This window comes from Paenibacillus ihbetae (assembly GCF_002741055.1).
GTDB lineage: Bacteria > Bacillota > Bacilli > Paenibacillales > Paenibacillaceae > Paenibacillus_AQ > Paenibacillus_AQ ihbetae.
This window is the reverse complement of record NZ_CP016809.1, coordinates 4,388,075-4,405,978: the sequence shown is the minus strand read 5'-3', so window position 1 is coordinate 4,405,978 and position 17,904 is coordinate 4,388,075. Positions and strand designations below refer to the sequence as shown.

16 protein-coding genes are annotated in these 17,904 nt (G+C 52.2%); 3 read left to right on the top strand and 13 right to left on the bottom strand.

The features are described 5' to 3' along the window. Positions 1–106: 106 nt before the first annotated feature. A complete protein-coding gene (locus BBD41_RS19700) occupies positions 107–3,706 on the top strand; it encodes a cohesin domain-containing protein (RefSeq protein WP_162292790.1) in 3,600 nt (1,199 codons plus the stop codon). Between the two features lie 411 nt (positions 3,707–4,117). Beyond that, positions 4,118–4,291 (top strand): hypothetical protein, encoded by a 174-nt coding sequence (locus tag BBD41_RS30035; RefSeq protein ID WP_167392983.1) that lies wholly within the window; start codon positions 4,118–4,120, stop codon positions 4,289–4,291. Between the two features lie 166 nt (positions 4,292–4,457). On the opposite strand, the gene BBD41_RS19695 is transcribed toward BBD41_RS30035, so the two are convergent. The 10 genes from BBD41_RS19695 to BBD41_RS19650 form a co-directional block, all read right to left on the bottom strand. Further along, positions 4,458–5,093 carry a pyridoxamine 5'-phosphate oxidase family protein gene (locus tag BBD41_RS19695; RefSeq protein WP_077567988.1) on the bottom strand — a complete coding sequence of 212 codons (636 nt, stop codon included), beginning with the start codon at positions 5,091–5,093 and terminating at the stop codon, positions 4,458–4,460. A 34-nt stretch (positions 5,094–5,127) separates the two neighbouring features. Further along, the gene (locus BBD41_RS19690) at positions 5,128–6,246 is read right to left on the bottom strand and encodes a stalk domain-containing protein (protein ID WP_157929320.1); all 1,119 of its coding nucleotides are present in this window, start codon (positions 6,244–6,246) and stop codon (positions 5,128–5,130) included. A 241-nt stretch (positions 6,247–6,487) separates the two neighbouring features. Then, positions 6,488–6,763 (bottom strand): hypothetical protein, encoded by a 276-nt coding sequence (locus tag BBD41_RS19685; RefSeq protein WP_077569093.1) that lies wholly within the window; start codon positions 6,761–6,763, stop codon positions 6,488–6,490. Between the two features lie 705 nt (positions 6,764–7,468). Further along, positions 7,469–9,103 (bottom strand): chaperonin GroEL, encoded by a 1,635-nt coding sequence (groL, locus tag BBD41_RS19680; RefSeq protein ID WP_028405904.1) that lies wholly within the window; start codon positions 9,101–9,103, stop codon positions 7,469–7,471. Positions 9,104–9,165: 62 nt separating this feature from the next. Continuing rightward, positions 9,166–9,447: a co-chaperone GroES gene (gene groES / locus BBD41_RS19675; protein WP_007132345.1), complete on the bottom strand. Its 282-nt coding sequence runs from the start codon at positions 9,445–9,447 to the stop codon at positions 9,166–9,168. Positions 9,448–9,963: 516 nt separating this feature from the next. Beyond that, on the bottom strand, positions 9,964–10,740 hold the full coding sequence (tatC, locus tag BBD41_RS19670; protein ID WP_077567990.1) for a twin-arginine translocase subunit TatC: 777 nt from the start codon (positions 10,738–10,740) through the stop codon (positions 9,964–9,966). An 83-nt stretch (positions 10,741–10,823) separates the two neighbouring features. Next, positions 10,824–11,060, bottom strand: coding sequence for a twin-arginine translocase TatA/TatE family subunit (tatA, locus tag BBD41_RS19665; RefSeq protein ID WP_007132343.1), 237 nt, complete (start codon positions 11,058–11,060; stop codon positions 10,824–10,826). Between the two features lie 266 nt (positions 11,061–11,326). After that, entirely contained in the window at positions 11,327–11,818 is a 492-nt protein-coding gene (locus BBD41_RS19660) for a MogA/MoaB family molybdenum cofactor biosynthesis protein (RefSeq protein ID WP_077567991.1), read from the bottom strand. 47 nt (positions 11,819–11,865) lie between these two features. Further along, on the bottom strand, positions 11,866–12,342 hold the full coding sequence (moaC, locus tag BBD41_RS19655; protein ID WP_077567992.1) for a cyclic pyranopterin monophosphate synthase MoaC: 477 nt from the start codon (positions 12,340–12,342) through the stop codon (positions 11,866–11,868). Continuing rightward, positions 12,323–13,000 carry a 5-formyltetrahydrofolate cyclo-ligase gene (locus tag BBD41_RS19650; protein WP_099478509.1) on the bottom strand — a complete coding sequence of 226 codons (678 nt, stop codon included), beginning with the start codon at positions 12,998–13,000 and terminating at the stop codon, positions 12,323–12,325. The genes moaC and BBD41_RS19650 overlap by 20 nt, the downstream gene beginning before the upstream one ends. Positions 13,001–13,174: 174 nt before the next feature. Here BBD41_RS19650 and BBD41_RS19645 point away from each other — a divergent pair, with 174 nt between their 5' ends. Then, positions 13,175–15,127 carry an ABC-F family ATP-binding cassette domain-containing protein gene (locus tag BBD41_RS19645; RefSeq protein ID WP_077567993.1) on the top strand — a complete coding sequence of 651 codons (1,953 nt, stop codon included), beginning with the start codon at positions 13,175–13,177 and terminating at the stop codon, positions 15,125–15,127. A gap of 850 nt (positions 15,128–15,977) precedes the next feature. Here BBD41_RS19645 and BBD41_RS29845 read toward each other — a convergent pair. From BBD41_RS29845 to rimI, 3 genes are all read right to left on the bottom strand, one after another. After that, complete coding sequence (locus BBD41_RS29845) at positions 15,978–16,181, bottom strand: hypothetical protein (protein WP_157929319.1); 204 nt, start codon at positions 16,179–16,181, stop codon at positions 15,978–15,980. Between the two features lie 155 nt (positions 16,182–16,336). Further along, entirely contained in the window at positions 16,337–17,380 is a 1,044-nt protein-coding gene (gene tsaD, locus BBD41_RS19635) for a tRNA (adenosine(37)-N6)-threonylcarbamoyltransferase complex transferase subunit TsaD (protein WP_099478507.1), read from the bottom strand. Then, entirely contained in the window at positions 17,377–17,904 is a 528-nt protein-coding gene (rimI, locus tag BBD41_RS19630) for a ribosomal protein S18-alanine N-acetyltransferase (RefSeq protein ID WP_077567996.1), read from the bottom strand. The genes tsaD and rimI overlap by 4 nt, the downstream gene beginning before the upstream one ends.

Sequence of the window (17,904 nt, the reverse complement as noted above, 5' to 3'; positions counted from 1 at the left end):
CTTGCAAGTCACCATAAACCATTAGCTGTCATGCGGCAGCAATATGAATAACCGATTCCTTATATCCATTCAGATATTTCTAATCTTATTACCGGGAGGGATTTCATTGAATACCAGCCTTCGAAAAATGAAGAAAAGCCTCGCTTCCCTGCTGTCCGTCACGCTGGCCGTTTCGCTATTTCTATCCATGTCTCCCGCTGCTGCAGCTTCTGAGCTTGCACCCGCGGGCGTTACGGCGGCGGCTTCCAAATCCGTCAGCATGCCTTTAACCAATCCTGGTTTTGAGGATAGCGCTTCTGGAGCCGCCATCCCGGGCTGGAGCAGCATGTTTGCTGTGAAGGAGGGTGAATATACCTATGCCGTTTCCACGGAGAACAGCCATAGCGGCAATCAGAGCCTGAAAATCACCGATACGTCGCAAAGCAATTCCGTCGCTCTCATGAGCGGCAAGCTTGATATTACGAGCGGTGTCACTTATACCGTGACCGCCTCGGTGTACATGGAGGAAAGCGGGACGGCAAGTCTGAACCTCCGCTACTTCGATGCGGCCGATAAATCCATTGCCGAAAAGCCGCTTCATAACGACACCTCGAAGGGCTTTCCCGTAAAGCAGTGGACCTCGGCATCTACAAGCCTGGAAGCGCCGGCGAATGCGGCATATGCCAGAATTATTTTATACACGACCGCTTACAGCCGGGCAACCGCTTATTATGACGACATTACGATGTCTTACGAACAACTGGTCCAGCTTCCGGGAAAGCTGGCGCTGTCCGCTCCAGCTAGCGCAGAACAAGGGGATACCCTCAGCACGGTGCTGAGCTTGACGGAAGGCGCGGACATTTCCAGCGTTACCGCCTCCATTTATTACGACCCCTCCATGCTGGAGATCGCCGAGGTGAAGCCTGCCGGTGCGTTTGGAGATTCGAAGGCCTCCTTCTCGTCTGATAAAGAGAATGGCAGCATTCGTCTGGAGGGGAGCCTGCCGGATGCCATCGATGGAGACAGCGAGATTGCCGTGATGACGTTCAACGTTATTGCGGATAGCGGAAGCACATGGCTCATCCTCGCCAAGGGAGCCCGGCTGAACGGCATGGATTCCGTCTCCGAAAATGTAGTGAAGCTGATTACGATCGGAGAAGATTCAGGGCAGCCTGGAGCAAGCCTCGACGACTTCCAATTCGGCGAGCCTGAGTTCAGAACGCTTCCGATTTCCGGCGTTGTCGGATTAATGGACGGCGAGGCCGGCATTGAGGACGGCAAGAACGTAATGTACACAACCGTAAAAGGCATCCCTCCGATGTTCCACGTCGTCGATCTCGATGACTACCGTGTCATCCGCAGCTTACCGCTTGAAGGCGGCGGCGAAGTGTGGAACCATGAAATCGCGCCGGACGGCACGGTGTATATCACTTCGGCCGGGCAGCTGTGGGCTTACTCCCCGGTTACGAAGGACGTCAAGAAAGTGTATACCCATCCGACCGAGAGCGTCTTCTGGTGTCTCGCCATCGATGAGGCAGGCGCTGTCTACATCGGCGCAGGACCCGGCGGACGGGTATTGAAGTATGATCCGGTCACCAAGGAGAGCCGCGACTACGGCATTATGGTTGATGGCGCCGGACAGCAGTACGTTCGATCCATCGATTACAGCAACGGGTATATTTACGCGGGGACATCCCACAGCAAAGTCTATAAAGTGAATGTCGAGACCGGGGAAAAGGTCGAAATCGCTTCCTCCCTGAACGAAACCGGGTATGTGTATGACTTGAGCATTGTTGACGACAAGTTCCTCGTCATCCGGTACGATACGCCGCAAAAACGCTACATTTATGATCTTGAAGCCGGGGAATGGCTCGATGTCGTGATCGAGAAGAGTTCGTCAGGCCTTCACCTGCCGAAGGAATCTCTGAACGGCAAAATTTACTTTCCGGCCGACAAAAAAATCAAAACCTTTGATATCGTAACACATGAAGTCGCCGATTCCGGAATGGAATACGAAACGGCGTTCCGGGGCGCGAATTGGGTGCAGGTCGCTGATCCCGATCTGCCGGGCACAAGCCTGGTTACGATGAATTTCAGCGGCATTATCGTGTTCTTCAATCCGCAGACGAATACCGTCAAGCGATATGAAAATATTTTACCGCCTTCAGCAACCATTACCCACAAATTCGTGAATGGCCCTGACGGCAAAATTTATGTTACCGGCATGCAGGCTTCCAAGGCCGCCGCCTATGATATTGCGACGAATACGGCCAAGACGTTCAGTATGGGGCAGGCCGGGGCGGTCGAGTCTTACGGCAACCGGATGTACTTCGGCGTTTACCCTGGCGGGGATATCTATGAATACGATCTGGGTCAACCGGACGGAACCGGCAATCCGAAGAAGCTGTTCACCCTGGGCAACGGGCAGGACCGAATCGGTGCAAGCACCCTTGCAGGCGACAAAATTTACTTTGGCTCCGTTTCAACCTACGGCGAGCTTGGAGGAGCCATCTCGGTATTTGATCCGACCGCAGCGGACCCTTCCGCAGCTTACCGCGTGTTCCGCAATGTGGTGCAGGACCAGAGCGTCGTTTCCCTAGCTTACAAAGACGGCAAGCTGTACGGGTCCACCAGCATTAACGGCGGTATGGCCGTTGATCCGAAGGCCGCGGAAGCTAAGCTGTTCGTGTGGGATACCGTTAAGGAGGAGAAGATTCTGGAGACGACGCTGGACATTCCCGGACTGTCCAACCCTCCTGCCATCGGCGGCCTCACCTTCGGTCCGGACGGACTGCTGTGGGGCGGCGCAAACGGTTATGTATTTGCGCTTGAGCCAAATACGCTGCAGGTCATCAAGTACTTTAACATTAATCCAGCCGACAGCGGCACCGCTCTTCGCTGGGGCAACTATGATCTGGCTTGGAGCAAGGAAGGCATTCTGCTTGCCAATCTGACAAAGAAGCTGTATGCAATCGATCCGGCTACGTTCGAGTTCATCGAGCTGGCCGATACCGAATCGTTCACGCTCGGGCCGGACGGCCATCTGTACTATGCCCCGTCCTTTAACCGGACTCAAATGTATCGGATTACGATGAATATGGCGAAGGAACCGGAAACCCCGGGGAACGATCGGATCCGGTTCGATCTCGCGGCACCTGCGGAAACCAAAACCGGTGAAACGTTTGAGGTGACCGTTAAAGCAGCGGATGCCGATCTTTTGTACAGCGTGCATTCGCGGATCAGCTACGATGCCTCCAAGCTGGAATTGGTCGACGTAGCACAAGCGGGCCAATTTGCAGGCGAAGGCACGTACATGAACACCGCCCTGGAGCCCGGCAAAGCCGTCGTTACATCCAGTCTGACCGGAGACCGGAGCGTCATCGGCGATACCGATGTGCTCACGCTCAGCTTCAAGGCGCTGAATCTGATAGGAAACGCCTCCGTTACGCTGGCTGCAGGCTCCTCCTGGACGTTGGCGAATGCGGACGAGACAGGCGAGCTCCATCACATCAGCGAAGATATCGTGAAGCAGGTGAGCATCGTCAAAGCCGTGGCGGAGGATGTCAACCATGACGGCACCGTCGATCTGCTGGATGTCATGATGGTCGCCAAGTTCGTGGGCACGGCCGTGAATGAGGCTACCCGGGGACTGGATATCAACGGCGACGGTCTGATCGATATCGCCGACCTGGGGCTGGTCGTCCTTAAGCTCCATTCTGCCGTTTAACCCAATAAACGCCCTTGCTATTCGTCCGGCTAAGACGATGGCGGGGCGTTTTTTTCCTGCGCGAAAAAACACTTGATCTGGTATGCTTTTCATATTTTACACTGAAATTGCACCAAGCCGATTACGGAGGCCAGCGTGACCGCATGGGCGTGATGGCACTGTAAACGGCCCATGACTTCTTATGTAGTCGCAAACCATTGAAGCGCCCATTCATGAGTGAGCATAAAGCTTGCCGGGTACGGCATGACGTTTTGACATGATCGGATATGCTAAGGGGATATGTCATCGCGACGACCCCAGGCATGTGGCAGTAGGGATATCCCGAATCGGAGTTTTTCATGGATCGGAAAAAAATAAATGGAACTTTGCTCTTGTCTTTCACGTTATCCTAAACAAAGGAGCTGATGGAAGATGGAGACGTTCGGAAGAGGCTGCCTCTATTTGATTATCGGGGCGGTTGTCCTCCTGCTGCTGGCCATGCTGCTGGGGACCACGATCACGATTCCCTGGTTTATCTTTATTCCGCTGGTCATTATTGCCTTTGTAGTCGCAGCGTCCAAGAGCAACCGCAAGGACGATGATTAGCCTATATCCTTTAGCCGCCAAAGGCTCATGGCAAACCCTCCCGTAAATCCGCCGGAACGCAAGAAGGCTGTCCCATAAGATCATTAGAGATCTTGCGGGAAAGCCTTCTTTTTTTACGTTGGCGATACCCTCTCGAGGTACCAAATCATTGCATACCTCCTTCGTGTTAGTACAGACGTTTCGTATAGCTTTCCTGCAAGCCTCGCGCTACCCATTGCTCCGATACGCCTTCCTGGTTGACATGGTCGGCGATCATGCGGGACGGGTTCGGAAGCTTATCTGCCGGCAGCCATGTATTCGGATCCCAAACTCCGGAACGCATGAACGATTTGGCGCAATGCATATAGCATTCCTCGACCGAGACCCCGATGCCGAGCCACGGCTTTTTCCCCTGTGCCGAAAGCTTCTCCAGCAGGTCTTCGTCACGAATAAGCACAGCCTGGCCGTTGATTCGCAGCGTCTCCTTCAGTCCCGGGATGACAAAAATGAGGCCGATCCCCGGGCTTGTCAACAGGTTTCGAAATGAATCGAAGCGGCGGTTGCCCGGCCGCTCCGGGATGACCAGATGGTGATCATCCACCACATGGACGAAGCCGGCAGAGTCGCCGCGAGGCGATACATCGCATGCTCCCGATGCATCCGACGTAGCCATGAAGAGCAGCGGGCTCTTGGCGATAAAGTCCCGGCAGTGCTTGTCCAAAGCATGTATCATTTTGTGCTTAACCACCTGATTCGGTTCCCCGAACATCGATCGAAGCTCCTCCTCGGTCGTGACGATGGAACGGAACGGTCCCTTATCCATATAAGTCCCCCTCTGTTCGTATTGAATCCGTCGTTTATTTACCTGCAGGCTTGTCCTGACCTTCTACCGAGATGTCATCAATCAGGTTCTTCAACTCGACGGATTCGGGATGAAGGCCGTCCGGGCCATTCGCATACGTGAACTCAAAGTCGCCGATATAATAAGCAAACCCAATATCCCCCGCAGATTTTGCAATCAGCTTGTTGCCCTCCACCCGATAATACGTGACACCGCCGAAGCCGATCTCCGTCCTGTATGCGTAATCGGGATCCGCATCCGACATGCGGAGCTGGAGCTTTTCGGGAGACTTCCCTCGTAAATTCAGGTCGATCCGCAGCTCGGAGCCCTCAAGCTGAATGCTCGATGCGACAAACTCTCCTGCCGCTGTCTCCGGAGGCGTCACCTTGATTTCCTTCCCGTCCTTCACACTGACGACATGAATCTCTTGCGCATACACCCCGGTTCCGTAGCCTGTCACAAACACGGCAACCGCTTCCGGCTTGCCGTCACCGTTCACGTCCGCGTAGAAGAGCTGAGGCGGCCGGTTCGGAAATCTCGGAACCTCCCAGTTAAACCGCAATCGCTTTCCTTCAGCCTCCAAAATAAATCCGCGGTACTCATCGCCATCCTTCAAGGCAGGGTACAGCTTCACCTTCGGATTTTCTTCCGCTACAGCGACCGGTTCCGTCGGAACACGTACGCTCGTGCTCATCGAGCCGGAACGGATATCAACCCGGCCGGAGGAATCCGCAACGAGTTCCGCCCCCGTGAAAGTGTTCAGATCGTATGCAGGAAAATACAAATGGCCTTTTTTCAGCAGAACGGGACCTGATAATCCGACTTCGCCCATCCCCACTGCCGTTGCCAGCTTGCTTCCCGCTTTAAAAATGCTGACTCCATCCGAAGACTTCAACGTAGCGATCTTTCTTTTGTTGTCCCAATGAAACGTATAAGGATAAAATTCGCCCAGAACTCTAATCGGAATATACAATGTCTTTCCTTTATAAAACGGCTGACCCGCAGCCTTTGCCGCCTCTCCATCCACCAGCAGCTTAATCTGACCCGCTGCGTGTGCCTGCTTCGGTGCAGGCGTCCAAGCCAATATTGCGGACATCAGCAGGATCGCTGCTCCAGCCGCAAGCTTTTTATTCATATCTTCTCCTCCTCCATTCACCTCCTTTTCATTATATTGGAAGGCACCCCCCATTTCTGTTACGCGGTTGTAACAAAATGGAGACAAGCTTGTGACTTTGGGACGAAAATTGCCCCTTTGTTAGACTTGCATACCGGGATACCTAACAAAACACAGCCCGCCACCCTTGCTAAAGGGGACGGGCTGTGAATATAAAACCTAGCCGGCTCTAGGCGTCTCGATTTTTTGGTTAAACTTATGCTCATCGGAGAATATAAGCTTCTATCAGATCGCTAACACTTATATCATCCAGCTCTTCTGCCATTTTATCTGCTTTTGTTTTCTTCCTTATGGATCCTTCCAATAAGATTTGGATTCTTTGATCCCTGTCGATTAAGACGGACTCGACCTCCAACGCGTTTGTAAGCAATCCGACGATGACTGCAATCTGTTGAGGGGATATTTGGGGCAGTGAGTTTTTCTTGTTCTTCCCATTCTTTTTGTTCTTCCCGTTACCACTGTTCCCATTCTTCCTCACTGCTCTTACCCCCATCACTAGTTCACTATGATCGGAATATTGTCATCTCCCCCATCTCCTTCCGCGGGGCTGGTTATAAGTGAAAAAATAATCACAGCTACTACGATAAATGTAATGATGCGTTTTCCCTCATCTTCGTCCAAATTCATCACTCCGCACTCCGTCATGTGTAAACCTTTCCGTGAAGGTCTAAATGTAGATGGAGATTCTATCTGCTGGCATGTTTACGGTCTTCAATTTAAGATTTTAAATGCCATATATCCCTGTCATTCCTGTCTGGGTATCTGGGGTCCGTCCCTGATTGCTTGTTCAATTATTTTTAATGCCTCACCTAATAAAGAGTCCGTAGCTTCTTCTCTCGATGGACGGAAGTATCAGGGTAAAAACGACAGCCCCGCTCGGACACAGGTCCATTGGCTCCTCCTGAATCATTTACGAACAGTATATTCATGAATGTTCAGGATGAACCATGTCCGAGCGGGTTACGCCAAAAACCAGGGGCTATCGAACCCATCGAGGCCATGCGGAATGGAAGACATTTCTAATAGCCGCTTCGCAAAATGTCGGACCTCAGCCTCAACCATTTTTGCGAGTTCTAAACCTGAAATAGAAGAGATATGATCCCTTCCAATTTTTCAATCATATAAAAAAGGCCCCCTTTCGGGAGCCTTTCATTTTGCGGTATGATAAGGGATTGATCCCCTATTACATCATGCCACCCATTCCGCCCATGCCGCCCATGTCTGGAGCGCCGCCTTTTTCAGGCTCAGGCTTGTCGGCGATAACAGCCTCGGTAGTGAGGAACATTGCAGCAACGGATGCAGCGTTTTGCAATGCGGAGCGAGTAACCTTCGCAGGGTCAACGATACCTGCGTCGATCATGTTCACCCACTCGCCGTTTGCGGCGTTGTAACCTACGCCCACTGCTTCGCGCTTCAGACGGTCCACGATAACGGAGCCTTCTTCACCCGCGTTGGCAGCGATCGTACGGATCGGAGCTTCCAGAGCGCGAAGCACGATGTTTACGCCGGTTTGCTCGTCGCCTTCAAGAGCTTCGGCTACTTTCGCTACAGCACCGTAAACGTTGATCAGAGCCGTACCGCCACCGGATACGATACCTTCTTCAACTGCAGCGCGAGTTGCGTTCAGGGCGTCCTCAATGCGCAGCTTGCGTTCTTTCAGCTCTGTTTCAGTAGCAGCACCGACTTTGATGACAGCTACGCCGCCAGCAAGCTTAGCAAGACGCTCTTGCAGTTTCTCCTTGTCGAACTCGGAAGTCGTTTCTTCGAGCTGGGAACGGATTTGCTTCACGCGAGCCTCGATGTCTTCCTTGCTTCCAGCACCGTCAACGATGATGGTATTTTCTTTCGTTACGCGTACTTGACGAGCCGTACCCAGTTGATCCAGCGAAGTCGATTTCAGGTCAAGACCCAGTTCTTCGGTGATCACTTGGCCGCCTGTCAGAGCAGCGATATCCTGCAGCATGGCTTTACGACGGTCGCCGAAGCCAGGAGCTTTAACAGCTACCGCATTGAACGTACCGCGCAGCTTGTTCACGATCAGCATCGCTTGCGCTTCGCCTTCGATATCTTCGGCGATCAAGAGCAGCGGCTTGCTTTGTTGAACGATTTTTTCAAGAACAGGCAAGATTTCTTGCGTGTTCGTTACTTTCTTGTCGGTGATCAAAATGTAAGGATTGTCCAGAACCGCTTCCATTTTGTCCGTGTCCGTGATCATGTATGGAGAAATGTAACCGCGGTCGAACTGCATACCTTCAACCACTTCAAGCTCCGTTTCGAAGCCGCGGGATTCTTCAACGGTGATAACGCCGTCGTTGCCCACTTTTTCCATAGCTTCAGCGATCAGCTCGCCCACTTCGTCGTCTGCAGCGGAGATGGCAGCAACTTGAGCGATGGATTGTTTGTTCTCAACCGGCTTGGAGATGTTGTGGAGCTCCTCCACCGCTGCACGAACGGCTTTGTCGATCCCTTTGCGGATGCCGATCGGGCTTGCGCCTGCCGTTACGTTCTTCAAACCTTCCGTGATCAGGGCTTGAGCAAGAACCGTAGCCGTCGTTGTACCGTCACCGGCAACGTCGTTTGTCTTGGTAGCAACTTCTTTAACAAGCTGTGCACCCATGTTCTCGAATGCATCATCCAGCTCGATTTCTTTTGCGATGGTAACGCCGTCGTTCGTGATCAATGGGCTTCCGAATTTCTTCTCAAGCACCACGTTGCGGCCTTTCGGTCCGAGCGTTACTTTCACTGCGTTTGCCAAAGCGTCAACACCGCGAAGCATTGCGCGACGGGCGTCTTCAGAGAACTTAATGTCTTTTGCCATGGTATAACATCCTCCCTAGTGGATTTATGAAAAAATGGAAACAAGATATATTCAGGCGTGCATTAGCCTAAGATCGCGTGGATGTCGCTTTCTTTCATAATCAAATATTCTTTACCTTCGTATTTGATTTCCGTGCCGGCGTATTTGGAGAAGATTACGCGGTCGCCTTCTTTAACTTCCAAAGGTACGCGAACGCCGTCTTTCAGGGAGCCGCTGCCTACAGCGATAATTTTGCCTTCTTGCGGCTTTTCCTTAGCGGAATCAGGAAGTACAATCCCGAATGCTGTAGTTTCTTCTTGTTCGATCGGTTCTACCAATACGCGTTCACCTAAAGGTCTGATCATGAAAAAATAGCCTCCTTTAAATATGTTGTGATGCTTTTTTCAAAGCTTTATGTATTAGCACTCGACAGCTCTCAGTGCTAACAACCAACTTTATGATACTCAAGTTGATTGAAGATTTCAAGTCCTTTGCATCAATTTCTGATCATTTTTTTGAGGGTTCCTTACTCCTTCGGTTTGTCCGCAAAACCCACTTCACCATTGTATCCATGCCCCGCCAAAATATGCCTTCAAATCCTACAGGCCCATGTACGGGTTCATGAATAAACGACCGGCCCAGCCGGTCAATCCTCCCCGACAGAACGATTTGTATCCGATTCGAAAAGCAGACAGTGGACTGTCCCGGATTTGTATAGCGGGTCGGGGGACGAGTTGTCAGAACGATTCCGGTCGGACTTAGTATTCATCATTAGTTTATGTAAGAGCAATCCTTGCCCCAAACAACGCAAAACCCCGGCAATCTGACTAAGACCGGCGCAGGTACAAAGCCAAAACTGTCGGGGTATGTGACGCAAATGATCAATCGGTGTCCTCATCCAGCGAAACGTACCGGCTGTCCCGCTCCATATCCGCCTCAAGCTGTTTGCGATAGATCGTCGAAGACAGAAATACGCTGAATTCATATAGCAGCAGGAGCGGAATCGTCACCAGGAAATCCGATATGAAATCCGGCGGGGTGATGACCACCGCGATGAATACGAGCGCAAAATAAGCCACTTTCCGCATTTTCCGCAACCGCAGCGGATTGAGGATCCGGATTCGGGTTAGGAACATGACCACCAGCGGCAGCTCGAACAGGAGCGCCAGCGGCAGCACCAGATTGAACATGAAATTCAGGTAATTCGTAATTCCGTACGTTTCCGTAAGCCCCATGCTCTTCGTAATCATGGTGGTAAAGGACAATGTCATCGGAAAAACAATGTAATATCCGAATACGATCCCTACAATGAACAGGATAAAAGCATACGGAACATACCGTACAGCCGCTTTCTGCTCGTCCTTGTGCAATCCGGGCTTTACGAACGCCCACAGCTGATAGAAGATCAGCGGGATGGAAATGACCAGCGAGAAAATCGCGGCAATTTTCATATAGATCCCGATGCCGTCCCAGAACGAGAAGGCATGCAGCTCGAAATTTTTCGCTTGCTCCGCGGCCGTTAAGTAATGATAGATCGGTTCCGCGACGAATATTCCGCCGATGAGGCCAGCCACGAATACGACAAGCACGACGATAATCCGCTTGCGCAGCTCGCCTAAATGCTCCACAAGCGCCATCTCTTTCATTGGCTTTGACATGATAGACACCACCCTATTGTGACCCTGACAAAACAAAATCCCTCCCATGGAGGAGGGATTTCACAGCTTGCTAATGCATATGCTTATTCCGGAAGACGCTTGTCCTCAGACTTGCTGGGTGCTACAGCCTGCTGGGGAGCCTCCTCTTTCTTCTTTGCCGGGGTTTCATCCTCTGCCAGAATCTCGCGCGTGCCGTTCTTAAATTCACGGAATGTTCTGCCGACAGCCCGTCCCAATTCAGGGAGCTTGTTCGGACCGAACAGCAGCAGCGCCAAGATCACGAGCAGGATAATGCCCGGCACTCCGATCGTTGAGCCCATATCTATTCTCCTCCTTGTCCTGCTTATTGCCATTCAAGGACTTCAGGAAAGTTTGAAAGCAATCCGTCAAACCTTTGCACTTCACAGGTGTTAACCAAACCGACAGCTACAATGGACGATTCATCATTGAACCTCGTACAATATATCGCCATCATACCATAATGTAAATCACATATACAGTCTTCAATCGTGACAGATTATTTACATATTTATCTAGTGAACATTCGCGCTTGCTCCATCCACTCCAGCGAAATTCCGGCCTCTGCTTATAGCTGCTCCCGGTACTGGCCGGTCACCATCAGCAGCGCTTCCGGAAGCTGGTCCATGACGGCAGCCAAATTTTCATGCACACCCTTCGGCGAGCCCGGGAGATTGACGATCAGGGTGCGGCCGCGAATGCCGCAAATGCCTCGAAAGAGCATGGCGCTCCGGTTCTTCTGCATAACGGTTGCCCGCATCGCCTCCGCAATCCCCGGCACTTCCCGTTCAATGACCCGCCGTGTCGCCTCCGGGGTAACGTCGCGGACGGCAAGCTCCGTCCCGCCCGTCGTCAGAACTAGATCCACCTGGTAATAATCCGTCAGCTCGATCAATGCAGCAATAATTTCATCCTGCTCATCCGGAACGATCCGGTATTCGATAATTTCACCGCTCAGCTCTTCCTCTACCAGCTCCCGGATCACCTGAGCGCTTGTATCCTCACGTTCTCCTCGCGAGCCTTTATCACTCGCCGTCAGGATCGCCGTCTTCCACAGCATGAGCCCTCTCTCCTTCCCACTCTATCCGAATCTCCGGTATAGCGATATTAAGTTGTTTCCGTTATGTAATCCCCGCTCTTCCCGCCTGTCTTGCTGATCAGCATGGTCGGACCGATGATCATATCTTTCTGCAGCGCCTTGCACATGTCGTATACCGTCAATGCGGCAGCCGAAACAGCGGTCAGGGCTTCCATCTCCACCCCGGTCTTCCCCGTGGTCTTCACCGTTGCTTCAATATAAAGCTCATCGCTTCCATTGTCGCTGAAATCGACGTTCACGCCGGTGAGAGGCAGAGGATGGCACATCGGAATCCAGTTCGATGTGTTCTTCGCAGCCATAACCGCTGCGACTTGGGCTACCGCCAGGACGTCGCCCTTGCCGATCTTTCCTTCCTGAATTCGAGCGAGCGTATCCGGATGCATCCGAACCGTCGTTTTCGCCACGGCTGTCCGGGCCGTTATCTCCTTATCGCTCACGTCAACCATCCGGGCTCTGCCTTGCTGGTTAAAATGACTCAGTTCCATCCGATATCCCTCCGCTGCGAGCCGAGCCCGCTCTATAATACCCCTTCTCCGTAATCACTCCGTCCAAGCGGCGGTCATGCTCATCCATCGGGACGCGATCCACGAGCTGGATGTCATAGCCGAGACCGATCCACCATGGCTTTCCGCGGTCTTCCGCCGCTTCCGTCCGTGAACCGTGTTCAATCACGCCGGACAGCCGGTCATAATAACCACCGCCGTATCCTAGGCGGCCTCCGTCGCGGTCAAAGGCAAGCCCGGGTACCCAGAAGATGTCGGGAGGAATGGCCGTATACTTGCTTAATCGCTTCGGATCAGGCTCCATAATGCCATAAGCACCAGGGGAAAGCTCATCCCACGAGCGTATCTCATAGAGCTCCATGGCGCGACTCTCCGGAATGCTCCGGGGAACGATCACCCGGATCCCTTCCTGCCAGGCCCATTCCACCAAAGGCCTTGTATCCAGCTCGGATCGGAAAGGAACGTAAATCATCATGCTCTTGAACAGATGCTGCTTCATCAATGCGGAAGCGTGCCCGCATGCCTGACGCGAGCATTCCGAACGCTCCTTCGGGGGAATTTCGTTCCGCAGCCTTGTCATTTGCTCCCGCAGCTGTCGTTTCAGGCTTCCTTGTTTATTCTCATCTTCAAATTTCGACAACGTGATTCTTCCTCTCACGTTTAATTAAGACTAGTTTACCACTGTTCCTCCCTTTAGCCAAGAAAGACGCAAAGTCAATATCAAGGTCGATTGTTCCACCGTTTTCAGGTAAACTTACTGTATTACGAACCATTTCTTAAAAGAAGTATATCGATTGATGGAGGTTTCACATCTATGCTGCTGCAGGCCAATGGCATAACGAAATTATATGGAGTAACCCCGGTGCTTGAAGGAATTAATCTGCAAGTGCTGGAGCGCGAACGCATCGGGCTGGTCGGCGTGAACGGAGCCGGCAAATCCACCCTGCTGAAAATTTTGGCGGGCGAAATGTCCTACGACGGAGGCCAGATCTTCAAAGCCAAGGAAACGACGATCGGCTATCTTGCGCAGAACAGCGGTCTACAATCGGACCGGACCATTTGGAATGAAATGCTCGACGTGTTCGCACCGCTGCTTGAGACCGAGCGCGAGCTGCGTACGATGGAAGAACAAATCGCTGATCCGAAATCGAGCGAGGATCCGAAGAAATACCAAGAGCTGTTGGACCGTTATGCGATCCGTTCCGACTGGTTCAAGGATCAAGGCGGGTACGAAATCGAAACGCGAATCCGAAGCGTGCTTCACGGGATGGGCTTTGGCAGCTTCTCCCCGGATACGCCCATCTCTACTTTAAGCGGCGGCCAGAAAACAAGGCTTGCTCTCGCAAAAATACTGCTGCAGGCGCCCGATCTGCTCATGCTCGACGAACCGACGAACCATCTGGACATCGCCACCCTGACCTGGCTCGAAGATTACCTTCGCGGTTATTCTGGATCGCTGCTGGTCGTATCCCACGACCGGTACTTCCTGGATCGGCTCGTTACGACCATTGTCGAAATCGAACGCCGCCATTCCAAGAAATATACGGGCAATTACAGCCGCTATATCGAGCTGAAGGCTGCTGAATACGAATCCCAGCTGAAGCAATATGAGAAGCAGCAGGAGGAAATTGCGCGCATGGAAACCTTTATCCAGCGCAATCTCGTCCGGGCATCAACGACCAAGCGGGCGCAAAGCCGGCGCAAAGCGCTGGAGAAGATGGAACGTCTGGACAAGCCAATGGGGGATTTGAAAAAAGCCCATTTTTCCTTTGAGCCTGAATATATGTCCGGGAAAGACGTGCTGCAGGTTCGGGACTTGTCGGTCGCTTTCGAGCCGGGCAAGCCATTATTCGAGCATGCGTCCTTCGATCTGCATCGCGGGGAGACGGTTGCATTGATCGGTCCGAACGGGGTCGGCAAGTCTACGCTCCTGAAATGCCTGATCGGAACGATGAAGCCGACTGCCGGATCGCTGCAATGGGGGACCAAGGTAAAGATCGGTTACTATGACCAGGAGCAATCGGAGCTTAATCCAAGCAATACCGTGCTTGAGGAACTGTGGAGCGCCTATCCGCATATGGAGGAAGCCCGTATTCGCACCGTTCTCGGCAATTTTCTGTTCAGCGGCGAGGATGTACTCAAGAAAATCAGCTCCTTAAGCGGCGGCGAGAAAGCACGCGTGTCGCTCGCCAAGCTGATGCTGCTTGAAGCCAATATGCTTATTCTCGACGAGCCGACCAACCATTTGGATTTGTTCAGCAAAGAGGTGCTCGAATCGGCACTAATTGATTATGAGGGAACGCTGCTGTTCATTTCCCATGACCGCTACTTCCTTAACAAAATGGCGGAACGGATCATCGAGCTTCATCCGGACGGTATTCAACATTTCCTGGGTAATTATGACGATTATACAGAGAAAAAGCAGGAGATTCTGGATATGGACGATGAACCGTCCGAGCCATTCGCCCGGCATGCTATAAAGCCTCAGGCCAAGCAGGAGTCCCCGGTTGAGAAGCAAGGAGCCCTTTCCTTCGAAGCCGAGAAGCAGGCCAAGCGCGAGGAACGGAATCGGCAGCGCAAGCTGGCGAGCCTGGAGGAGCAGATTCACACCCTTGAAGCCGAGATTGCCGCGTTGGAGGAAGAAATGGCGCAGCCTGAGATTTATCAGGATTACATGGCGCTTCAGGAGCGGCAGCAGTCCCTCGACGAGAAGAAGGCGCAGCTTGATCAAATCTTTGCCGAATGGGAAGCTCTCTTGGAAGATTAAAGTCGCCAGACAGGATTGACCGGGGACGGGATGGAATGGTTTTGCCCGGGCAAATCGATGTCGAATCGACATCGGCGCCAAGCTTCTCCTAAACCTATTTATGGCATTCCAAAAAAATTCACAAATTCGTTTCAAATGCGGGATTGGATTTATTCACAAACTTATCCCCAAAATTAGTGCATAAGTCAAACTTAAAAATGGCCGAAACGGCCATTTTTTTGTTGTTATCCTCGCCTCTGCAGCCCGATATCCAACATTATCCACTAAGTTATGCACATTATCCACAGATTCCACCGAAAAAAATGAAAAACATGTCCCCTTATTTCATTCTCTTTCAGAGGTCCGGTATATCGACATTTTTCTTACTTATTCACATTTTCCACCGGATATGTGGATAACTTTGTTCACAACTTGACAGGATGCAAATTTCACAATCGCGAAGATACTCCTCTACGTAAAAATGGAACAGATTCCATCATGCAATAGCCCATCGCTGTTGGGAGCAATTGCGTGATGCAGGTCCACACCAGCATGGAGCAGACAATCCGCCGCTCCTTAACTCCTATTCCTATTCCTATTCCTATTCCTACTGTCACTCATGCTCCATAACTCATACTCATACTCATACTCATACTCATACTCATACTCATACTCATACTCATACTCATACTCATACTCATACTCAAACCTAGCAACCTTCTCACAATCACGATTACGCTCACAGCTCCATTATTCATTTAAACAACATATTCACGTCATTAACACAGCCGCCACCTCATCGCCATCAGCAAAGTCAACAGAGCCGCCACATCAGCAGCATCGTAACAACTCAACAAGATCTGCAACATCGCTAACTAGACAACATCAACTCAACAACATCTGCAACATAGATACCAGCAATATCAGTAGTACAAGCAATATCAGTAGTACCAGCAATACCAGTAATACCCGCAATACCCGCAATACCCGCAATACCAGTAATACCACCAATACCACCAATACCAGCAACAACAGCATTACCTGCATTACCTGCATCTTCCCCAACATCACACAAAACTACCGCGAGCGCTGATAAATCCCGGCCGACGACAAGTTCACAAGCAATTCCGAATCATAGCAAAAGAGCCTGCCGTCCCTTTTAACAGAGACGAAAGGCTCTATAGTTCATGTTGGTTGCTTTCCCTCCCGCCGAACAGGACCGTGGACGGCTTAAAGCCTTGCCCACTCCTCCAACGGCAATTGCGGATCGGCCTTCATGTCCAGCGGCGTAAAGCTGCCCTGCTTCCACTTTAAATGAGCCGCCGCTGCGATCATCGCGCCATTGTCCGTGCAATATTGGAACGGCGGTATCGTCAGCCGGATGCCTTCGGCCTGACAACGCTCGGTCAACGCGCTGCGAAGACCCCTGTTGGCTGCAACGCCGCCGCATAAGAGAAGCTGCTTCGCACCATACTCCTTGACGGCACGAACCGCCTTCTCAACGAGCACTTCCACCACGGACTCCTGGAAGCCGCGGGCAATGGCTTCGATCCGGACGTCCTCGCCGCGCATTTTACTCTGGTTGACAACATTCAATACGGCCGACTTCAACCCGCTGAAGCTGAAGTCGTAGCTGTCCGGTTCCAGCCAGACCCGCGGCAATTCGATGGACTCCAGCGCCTCCAGCGCCATTCGATCCACATGGGGCCCGCCGGGGTATGGGAAGCCGAGAGCTCGCGCAACCTTGTCGTACGCCTCGCCGACCGCATCGTCCCGCGTCCTGCCGATCAGCTCGAAGCTTCCCTCCTCCTTCATAAGAACAAGCTCCGTGTGACCGCCGGATACGACCAGAGCCATGCTGGGGTACTCAATGTCCCCAACGAACCGGTTGGCATAAATATGCCCGGCTATATGATGCGTGCCGATAAGCGGCTTGCCCAGCGCAAAAGCCAGGCTCTTCGCTGCCATAACACCGACCAGCAGCGCCCCGACCAGGCCGGGACCCTGGGTGACCGCGACGGCCGATATGTCCTTCATCTCGATTCCGGCCTCTTCCACCGCCTGTTCAATGATCATCGTGATGCTCTCGACATGCTTCCTTGAGGCCACTTCGGGCACTACGCCGCCAAAAGCTTTGTGTGTTTCGATCTGGCTTGCAATGACGCTCGAGAGCACCTCGTACCCATCCCTCACGACCGCAACCGAGGTTTCGTCACAGCTCGTTTCAATAGCCAAGATACAGCTGTGCTCCCGATCTATTCTTTCATCTATCATGACTGTTTATGACTTCCTTCCATGCCTTCGTCCCCCCGATAGGGAGGCAGATCCGCCCACATAATCAGCGCGTCCTCCTGATTGTCCGAATAATAGCCCTTGCGCACGCCGGCGGGCTTAAAGCCTTTTTTTATATATAAGCGCTGAGCGACGTGGTTGGATATACGGACCTCCAGCGTCATTTTCTCCATTCCCATAAATGCCGCCGTTTTCATCAGCTCGCTGAGCAGCCGTTCCCCCCACTTCCGTCCGCGATAGGCTTCGAGCACTGCGATATTGGTCACGTGGGCTTCGTCGACAATGGTCCACATCCCTGCATAACCGATTAAGCGTCCTTCGTATTCCATTACCATATAATGTGCAAAATGATTCAGCTTCAACTCATTGCGAAATGCTTCTTCCGTCCAGGGCACCGAAAAAGCCTCGTGCTCCACCGCAAGAACATCCGGAATATCCTCTAGCGTCATCAGCCGGAAGGACAGCGCTCCTTCCTTCTGCGCATCCGGCTTCCACTCTTGCTCCAT